At 69.7% G+C, this 6,087-nt stretch carries 5 protein-coding genes and 1 pseudogene; 3 read left to right on the forward strand and 3 right to left on the reverse strand.

The annotated features are described in order from the left end of the window. Positions 1–73 precede the first annotated feature (73 nt). Positions 74–1,774 carry a PT domain-containing protein gene (locus ACIHIX_RS41015; RefSeq protein WP_399965643.1) on the reverse strand — a complete coding sequence of 567 codons (1,701 nt, stop codon included), beginning with the start codon at positions 1,772–1,774 and terminating at the stop codon, positions 74–76. 151 nt (positions 1,775–1,925) lie between these two features. Continuing rightward, complete coding sequence (locus ACIHIX_RS41020; RefSeq protein ID WP_399965644.1) at positions 1,926–2,135, reverse strand: hypothetical protein; 210 nt, start codon at positions 2,133–2,135, stop codon at positions 1,926–1,928. Between the two features lie 133 nt (positions 2,136–2,268). On the opposite strand from ACIHIX_RS41020, the gene ACIHIX_RS41025 reads away from it, so the two are divergent. Next, on the forward strand, positions 2,269–3,243 hold the full coding sequence (locus ACIHIX_RS41025; protein WP_329340025.1) for a carbohydrate kinase family protein: 975 nt from the start codon (positions 2,269–2,271) through the stop codon (positions 3,241–3,243). A 3-nt stretch (positions 3,244–3,246) separates the two neighbouring features. Here the strand turns inward: ACIHIX_RS41025 and ACIHIX_RS41030 are convergent, their stop codons facing one another. Next, positions 3,247–4,611, reverse strand: coding sequence for a cysteine desulfurase/sulfurtransferase TusA family protein (locus ACIHIX_RS41030; RefSeq protein WP_399965645.1), 1,365 nt, complete (start codon positions 4,609–4,611; stop codon positions 3,247–3,249). A gap of 269 nt (positions 4,612–4,880) precedes the next feature. Between ACIHIX_RS41030 and coxB the strand changes: the two genes are divergently transcribed. Further along, entirely contained in the window at positions 4,881–5,840 is a 960-nt protein-coding gene (gene coxB / locus ACIHIX_RS41035; protein WP_399965646.1) for a cytochrome c oxidase subunit II, read from the forward strand. Further along, a pseudogene (locus tag ACIHIX_RS41040) lies at positions 5,837–6,087 on the forward strand (cytochrome ubiquinol oxidase subunit I); the annotation flags it as partial. The gene coxB and the pseudogene ACIHIX_RS41040, both read left to right, overlap by 4 nt.

Raw genomic sequence — 6,087 nt, forward strand, 5'->3', positions numbered from 1 at the left:
AGAACCGAACACACGCGAAGGCGGCGGCCCCCTCCGGCAGGGCCGCCGCCTTCAGCTGTGCTCCGGGTCGCCTCTACCGCGCCCCGGACGTCTCCGGCAGCCGGGCCCCCGCCTTCTCCAGCGGGATCGCCTTGCCGTCCGAGCCCACGACCTCACGGTCACCCAGCGGCTCGTCGAGCCGCACGCTCTGGTGGTAGACCTTGGCGATCATGACGCAGACCTTGTCGGGCCACGGTGTCTCGGTCACCGTGACGGTCACCTGGTCCGAACCCTCGACCGCCGCCGCCTTGTAGTCGGCGCACACCCCGCCCGTGAAGCTCACCGTCAGCTCCTTGCCGTCGGCGGAGTAACCGTCCACCCGCACGTCCCGCGTGGCCGGCGCCGCGGTCGGCTCGTCGGAACCCGGCCCGGTCGGCCGCGGGCTCGGCGGGGCGGTCGGCTCACCGCTCGGCTCGCCGCTCGGCTCCGCGGAGGGGCCGGCCGAGGCGATGTACTTCGGGTCGACCGCGGGATAGGTCACCGTGAAGGAGTCCTGCGCCCCCGACGCCTTCACCTCGAACAGCCACGACGGCACCAGCGTCTGCCGCGCGTCCACATACTGCGCGGCAAGACCGAACACGGCCTTCTCGACGGTGATCGTGTCCTGCTTCGGCGCACCGGGCGTACCGGACGACGACCCGCAGGGTGCCTCAAGGCGGTCCTTCAGCGGTACCGGACTGGCGCAGCCGCCGATCCCCATCCGGTGGTCGGCCGCGGGCCGCGCGTTCATCAGCTCCAGCGCCTTCTGAGCACCCACGACGGGGTACGTGTCGCTCTTCACCGGCGCCTTCAACTGACCGCTGCCGCCGACCACCTCACCCTGCGCGTTGACGGTGACCCCGGTCGTCCAGCCGTGCGTCGGCAGCCCGCCGACCACCGGATCGGCGTTCACGACCCGCTGCGCGCCCATGAGCTGGCTCGCGTCGACCTTCGCGTCGTCCTGCCCCACCGCCTTCAGGACCGGCGCCGCCGCCTTCTTAGCGGCCGCCACGCTCACCGGGTCGCCGGCCGGAGCGGCGGGGTCGCTCGCACACACGGTCTCGCTCTTGCAGTCGTCGGTGCCGGGCGCGTACCGGTGGAACGTCCAGGTCCCCGGCGCGAGCTGGTTCACCTGGAGACTCGGCCCGGCGGCGTCCTGCCCGCCGACCTTCCACGCCTTCCCCTCAAGGACCGGCGTCCCGGCCACCCCGAGCGCCTCGGCCAGCCGGGCCACCTCGTCCTTGGTGACCTCGCCGGTGGCCCGGTAGACGGGCGCGGAGCCGGGGCCGTCCGGGAGCGTGCCGTCGGCCTGGTAGGTCACGCCGTACGGATTGGGCTCCCCGGGTGCGATGCCGCCCGTGCCGCCGCCCTCGGTGTACCCGTCCAGGTGCAGCGGCGGGGGAGTGTCGTCGCCGGACGCCCCGGACGTCGCACCGCCGCCGTCCGAGCTTCCGGCGGCGGAGATGGCCAGATAGGTCCCACCGCCGCCGGCCAGCAGCACGGCGGCCGCGACAGAGGCGATGAGCGCGGAGGTGCGCCGCCGGGCGAAGTGCTCGTCCTCGCCCCGCTCCTCCGTGGCCGCGACGACGGGCTCCTGAGGATCACCGGCCTCCTGAGGATCACCGGCCTCCTCGGCGGTCTCCTCGGCAGCACCGTCGCCGGCCGGTTCCGTCGCCTCCTCGGCAGCCTCATCGGCGCCCGTGTCCCTGTCGACGACCTCGGCGTCGTCGTCGTTGTCGGGTCGCTCGGTGTTCACCGCATCGCTCCTTCGGCCGCGCAACTGTCCCTATGACCCTGACCCGGCCCTGACAAACGGCCGGCCGGAGGGTCGTATCCCGCATCCCCTTTACGGGGGACAGCGATGGGACGCAGCGGGGGAGCGCACGGTTCCCCTGAAGGCGCCTGTTTCAGTCGCCGTAGTCCGACATCGCGTCCAGCAACCGGGCGGACTTCGTCGGCACCGTCACCCCGTGGATGAGGGAGGGTGAGACCGGGCGGGAGGCGACGCGGTCGGGAGCGGCCCAGTGCGGGACCATCCGGGCGCAGTCCCCGCGCAGCGACGCCAGGTCGCCGTCGAGATCGGCCGGAGCGGGGGCAGGGGCCTTGAGGTTCGTCATGACGGCACCGTAGGCACGTCGGAGCCCGCGAAGAAAGATCTACTATCGGGTAGTTTTGGCCGCTTCAGAGGCCCGCACGGACCAGGTAGCGTGAACTGTCAATCCAGTTTCTCCCCACAGGAGAGTCCACGCCGTGCGCATCGCAGTCACCGGCTCCATCGCCACCGACCACCTCATGACCTTCCCCGGGCGTTTCGCCGACCAGTTCGTCGCGGACCAGCTCCACACGGTCTCGCTCTCCTTCCTGGTCGACAACCTTGACGTACGCCGGGGCGGCGTAGGCGCGAACATCGCCTTCGGCATGGGTCAACTGGGCACCGAGCCGATCCTGGTCGGCGCCGCAGGCTTCGACTTCGACGAGTACCGGGCGTGGCTGGACCGCCACGGCGTCGACACCGCCTCGGTCCGTATCTCCGAGACCCTGCACACCGCCCGCTTCGTCTGCACCACCGACGCCGACCACAACCAGATCGGCTCCTTCTACACCGGTGCGATGAGCGAGGCCCGGCTCATCGAGCTCAAGACCGTCTCGGACCGCGTCGGCGGCCTCGACCTGGTCCTCATCGGCGCCGACGACCCCGAGGCGATGCTCCGCCACACGGAGGAGTGCCGCTCCCGCTCCATCCCCTTCGCGGCGGACTTCTCCCAGCAGATCGCCCGGATGAACGGCGACGAGATCCGCGTCCTGCTGGAGGGCGCCACGTACCTCTTCTCCAACGAGTACGAGAAGGGCCTCATCGAGTCCAAGACCGGCTGGACGGACGCCGAGATCCTGGAGAAGGTCGGCCACCGGGTCACCACGCTCGGCTCGCGGGGCGTGCGGATCGAGAAGACCGGCGAGGAGCCGATCGTCGTCGGCTGCGCCGAGGAGGAGCGCAAGGCCGACCCGACCGGTGTGGGCGACGCGTTCCGCGCCGGGTTCCTGTCGGGTCTGGCCTGGGGCGTCTCGCTGGAGCGGGCGGCCCAGGTGGGCTGCATGCTCGCCACTCTCGTCATCGAGACCGTGGGCACGCAGGAGTACCAGCTGCGGCGCGGCCACTTCATGGAGCGCTTCACCAAGGCGTACGGCGACGAGGCCGCGGCCGAGGTCCAGAAGCACCTGGCCTAGGAGCTACGAGGTCCGGCGGACGAGATAGGCCGTCCCCTTGTCCGCCGGTTCCTCACCCACGTACTCCTGCTCCCGCATCTCGCACCACGCCGGGATGTCGAGACGGGCGGCCTCGTCGTCCGACAGCACCCGCACGAGCCCGCCCACCGGCACCTCGCCGATCACCTTGGCCAGCTCGATGACGGGGATCGGGCAGCGCTTGCCGAGGGCGTCGACGACCAGCTCGTCCTCGCGCACCACCGCTGACGGCGTCGGCGCGCCCAGCTTCTCCCGTACGCCGTTCACCACGCCCGGCAGCACGGCGAGAAACCGCTCCACGTCCTCCGCCGCGGTCCCGGCCGGCAGCGAGATCCGCACATTCCCCTCACTCAGCACCCCCATCGCCTTCAGCACATGGCTGGGCGTCAGCGTGCTGCTGGTGCAGGACGAACCGGAGGAAACGGAGAATCCCTCCCGGTCCAGCTCGTGCAGCAGTGTCTCCCCGTCGACATAGAGACAGGAGAAGGTGACGATCCCCGGCAGTCGCCGCTCCGGATCGCCGACCACCTCCACGTCCGCGACCAGCTCCGGCACCCGCGCCCGGATCCGCTCCGTCAGCTCCCGCAGCCGTACCGCCTCTTGAGCGGCCTCGGCCCGCACGGCCCGCAGCGAGGCCGCCGCCGCGACGATCGCCGGGAGGTTCTCGAAGCCGTATCCCCGTTCGTCCACCGGTCCTTGAGCGGCGAACCGCACACCCTTCCGCACCACAAGCAGCCCGACTCCAGCGGGTCCACCCCATTTGTGCGCACTGCCCGCCAGCAACGACCAGTCACCCTCGACCGTCCCCCACCCGAGCGACTGAGCCGCATCGACGAACAACGGCACCCCGGCGGCCCGGCACACCTCGGCGACCTCGGCCACCGGCTGCTCGGTCCCCACCTCATGGTTGGCGGACTGAAGACACGCCAACGCGGTGTCCTCCCGAAGCGCGTCGGCATAGCCGGAGGAATCAACCCGCCCCCCGCGGTCAACCGTCACCCGAGTGACCGAACCGCCCTCCCTCTCCTGTGCTTCGGCCGAATGGAGCACGGAGGAATGTTCAACCGCTGACACGATCAGGTGACGTCCCACGCGCCGCCGCCCACCCAACGCCCCCGCGATACCGCTGTGCACGGCGTGCGTCCCGGAGGGCGTGAAGCTCAGTTCATCCGGCCGGCAGGCAACAGCCTCGGCCGCGGCTTCCCGAGCGGCATCGAGCAACATTCGAGCCCTACGCCCCTCCCGATACAACCGTGAGGGATCAGCCCACCCCTCATCAAGTGAGGCCAACAGCGCCTGACGAGCGACGGGATGGAGGGGCGCACTGGAAGCAGCGTCGAGATATGACACAGGGCAACGCTAGCTCGCCAGGGGCGCGGGGCTGAACCTGATTGCGGCTCCGCCGCGGGGCGCGATCAGCCCAAACCAACCCGCACCCGCCAATCCAGCGAACCACCCCGCCCACTAGGCACCCCTCCCCGCGAACCCCAAGAACGCGTCGGCTAGGGTTTGGTCCGCATAAACATCCAAACCCCTGCCCGACGCAGGGCGGCGACCGACCACCGAAGCAGGCAGGCCGCAGCCAACACGCGCGGGCGAGACTCTCGGGAAGGCGCTACGTGAGTCCCAACGGCTCCGACCGCTCGCCGCGGCGCCCGATGCGGCGGAAGCTGCTGCAGGCAATGACCGCGGGCCTGGTCCTGGCGACCGCCACCGGTTGCACATACAAGGACTTCCCCCGCCTTGGTATGCCCACCCCGACCACGGAAGAGGCTCCGCGGATCCTCTCCCTGTGGCAGGGCTCCTGGGCTGCCGCGCTGGCCACCGGCGTGCTGGTGTGGGGCCTGATCCTGTGGAGTGCTTTCTTCCACCGGCGCAGCCGCACGAAGGTCGAAGTTCCTCCGCAGACCCGGTACAACATGCCCATCGAGGCGCTGTACACCGTGGTCCCGCTCATCATCGTCTCGGTGCTGTTCTACTTCACGGCCCGCGACGAGTCGAAGCTCCTCAGCCTCGACAAGAAGCCCGACGTCACCGTCAACGTGGTCGGCTTCCAGTGGAGCTGGGGCTTCAACTACATCGAGAACGTCGACGGTTCCTCCGGCGACGCGAAGACGGACAAGAACCTGGACGCCATTCCGGACCGGTTCAAGGACGACTTCCCGGCGAACGCCGGCGGTGTCTACGACGTCGGTACGCCCGGTACGCGCAACCCGCAGACCAACAACCCCGGCCCCACGCTGTGGCTGCCCAAGGGCAAGACGGTCCGCTTCGTCCTCACCTCGCGTGACGTCATCCACTCCTTCTGGGTGGTGCCGTTCCTGATGAAGCAGGACGTCATCCCGGGCCACACCAACTCCTTCCAGGTGACCCCCAACAAGGAGGGCACCTTCCTCGGCAAGTGCGCCGAGCTCTGCGGCGTCGACCACTCCCGGATGCTGTTCAACGTGAAGGTCGTCTCCCCCGAGCGCTACGAGCAGCACCTCAAGGACCTCGCCAAGAAGGGGCAGACCGGTTACGTTCCCGCGGGCATCGAGCAGACCGCCCACGAGAAGAACCGGGAGACGAACAACCTGTGAGCATCCTCAACGAACCCCAGGGTGCCGCGGCAGCTGAGGGACATTACTCAGACGAGCTGCCGGTTCGGCGCAAGCAGCCCGGCAACGTCGTGATCAAGTGGCTCACCACCACTGACCACAAGACGATCGGAACGCTGTACCTCGTCACGTCGTTCGCGTTCTTCTGCATCGGTGGCGTGATGGCGCTGCTCATGCGCGCCGAGCTCGCCCGGCCTGGTCTGCAGATCATGTCGAACGAGCAGTTCAA

The organism is Streptomyces sp. NPDC051913 (assembly GCF_044593635.1).
Taxonomy (GTDB): Bacteria; Actinomycetota; Actinomycetes; order Streptomycetales; family Streptomycetaceae; genus Streptomyces.